This is a genomic window from Aliidongia dinghuensis, assembly GCF_014643535.1.
GTDB lineage: Bacteria > Pseudomonadota > Alphaproteobacteria > ATCC43930 > CGMCC-115725 > Aliidongia > Aliidongia dinghuensis.
In genome coordinates, this window is the sequence record NZ_BMJQ01000047.1 from 1 (window position 1) to 2,495 (window position 2,495).

2 protein-coding genes are annotated in these 2,495 nt (G+C 62.7%); both read left to right on the top strand.

All coding sequences use genetic code 11. The features are described from left to right. The coding region (locus IEY58_RS34550; RefSeq protein ID WP_229744177.1) for a hypothetical protein at nt 1–391 on the top strand (391 nt) is incomplete at its 5' end. Between the two features lie 3 nt (nt 392–394). Then, complete coding sequence (locus IEY58_RS34090; protein WP_189052651.1) at nt 395–2,488, top strand: recombinase family protein; 2,094 nt, start codon at nt 395–397, stop codon at nt 2,486–2,488. Nucleotides 2,489–2,495 lie beyond the last annotated feature (7 nt).

Sequence of the window (2,495 nt, forward strand, 5' to 3'; positions counted from 1 at the left end):
CCGTCGAGCGACCACCCACAGCGATACCCCCCGCAGCGATGGTGATTTTCCTTGGCCCGACGAGATAGAGGTTACAGATCGGCGCCATCCGCTCTATGGCCGTCGCTTTCGCCTACTGGCGATACGCGGTAGCCGTGGCGAGCGGTTCGCTCATATCGAGTACCGGCCGGACATTTCTTTGATTCTCCCGATTACTGTGACGAGCTTGCAGGCTGCTGCCACGTCCATTTTAGCAACGAAGCTCAGCTTTGAAGCACTACAGGACCTTGTCTTGATTGCGTCGGAGCATGAAGAGGAATGCCGGTCGACCCCTGCGACGTCTGGCGACGCCTGCCTCAATCTCTGCGCCACGAGATCGTCGAAGACCTCGCGGTCGTCCTGCGGGAGATAGGTCATGGGATCGGAACTGGTTACGGCCCATCACCTTCGGCGGCACGCGGTGGTCTATGTCCGGCAATCGACGCCGCACCAAGTGCTCAGCAACCAGGAGAGCCTGCGCCTGCAATACGCACTGCGCGATCGAGCGCGCGAGTTCGGCTGGCATGAGGCCGATATCGATGTGATCGATGCAGATCTCGGGATTAGCGGTGCCGCAGCCGAGTTGCGTCAAGGCTTCAAGGAGCTGGTCGCGCGGGTGACGCTGGGCGAGGTCGGCATGATCCTCTCCATTGATGTGACACGGCTGGCCCGGAACTGTTCGGACTGGTATCCGCTGCTCGATGTCTGCGGGCACCGGCAGTGCCTAATTGCCGACCGCGACGGGGTCTATGACCCCGGTACGCCGAATGGCCGTCTGCTGCTCGGCCTCAAAGGAACCATCTCGGAACTCGAGCTGCACACGATCCGCAGCCGGTTAACGGCGGGGCTTCTAGCCAAGGCCGAGCGTGGCGACCTGGCGCTCTCGCTTCCGGCTGGCCTGGTTCGCGATCCTTCGGGCATTGTGGTGAAGACGCCCGATCTGGAGGTCCAAGCGCGGATCGACCTGGTGTTCGATACCTTCATGAAGCGTAGGACCGCCGTCCAGGTCGTGAGAACTTTCCAGGCGCACGGCCTCTCGCTGCCACGGCGCGAGCACGATGGGCATGTCTGTTGGAAGCGCGCGAGCGTACCGGCCGTGATCGCGATGCTGAAGAACCCTGCCTATGCTGGTGCGTTCGTCTATGGTCGCACCCGAATGGGGCCGACCCGGCGGCGACCCGGCGGCTGGACGAAGCGCAAGCTGCAGGCCGATGAGGGATGGCGAATCGTCGTTAAGGACAAGTATCCTGCCTTCATCGATTGGGAGACGTTCGAGCGCATCCAGGCCATGCTGCGAGACAATCGAGCCGAATATATGCGCAACAAGACCCGTGGCGTCCCGCGCGACGGTGCGGCACTTCTGCACGGCATCACCTGGTGCGGTGAATGCGGGCACAAGATGGTCGTGCGCTACAAAGGCGGCAGTCAGTACGTCTGCAATCATCTTCGCCAGCAGCATGACGTCCCGGTCTGCCAGACCCTGCGCGCAGCGGCGATCGACAAGGCGGTGGGCGCGGCGTTCCTGGCAGCTGTGGCACCCGCCGAGATTGATGCCTGGACGCAGGCTCGCAAGGCCCAGCGCCAAGCTGACGAGGCGCTCGACCGGGCCGCGGCGCAACAGATCGAGCGGCTGCGCTATGAGGCCGGGTTGGCGGAGCGCCAGTTCAACCGCGTCGATCCCGATAACAGGCTCGTCGCCGCCGAACTCGAACGGCGCTGGGAAGCCGCCTTGTCGACCGTGCGCCGTGCCGAGGAAGAACATGCGGCACGCAAGGGCAAGGAAAGCTCCAGCCCCGTTCGCCTCGCCCCTGAACTCCATGCCAAGGTTGTGGCAATCGGCCAGCGACTGCCGCAGATCTGGGCCGATCCTTCTGTCAGCCGCGAGCATCGTAAGGCCCTGCTGCGCTGCCTCATCGAGAAAGTCGTCCTGCGCCGCAGCGCGCGTGATGCGGCCGATGTGCGCATCGTCTGGCGCGGCGGTGAGACCACGGAAATCACCGTCGCATTCCCGATCAATACCGTTACGGCCCTGCCGAGCTATCCGCAAATGGAACGGCGTGTTCTCGACCTAGCGCGATCCGGCCATAATGATCGCGAGATCGCGGCATTACTGACCGCAGAAGGATTCCGCTCAGCGAGCCGAACCGATGCAGTGCTGCCCGCCACCATCCAGAAAATCCGTCTTTGCCATCGGCTCAAGCTGCAGCCGAGAAGAACCCGCTGGGCGACCATTCCAGGATGGCTCAGCGTGCCTGAATTGGCGATCCGCCTTGGCGTCGCAAGCAATTGGGTCAGCAAGCGGATCTACCGCGGAACCATTCAAATCGATCGCGACCTCGCGACAGGGCGGTTCTTGTTCCCAGACACCGAACCTGCACTCCGCGCTCTCCGACAGTTGCAAAACGGCGCCGTTAGAACAATCAATCTGAGGGTAAATGATCGTGTCCAGGAGGGGCATCAAGATGCGTAATCGAGCA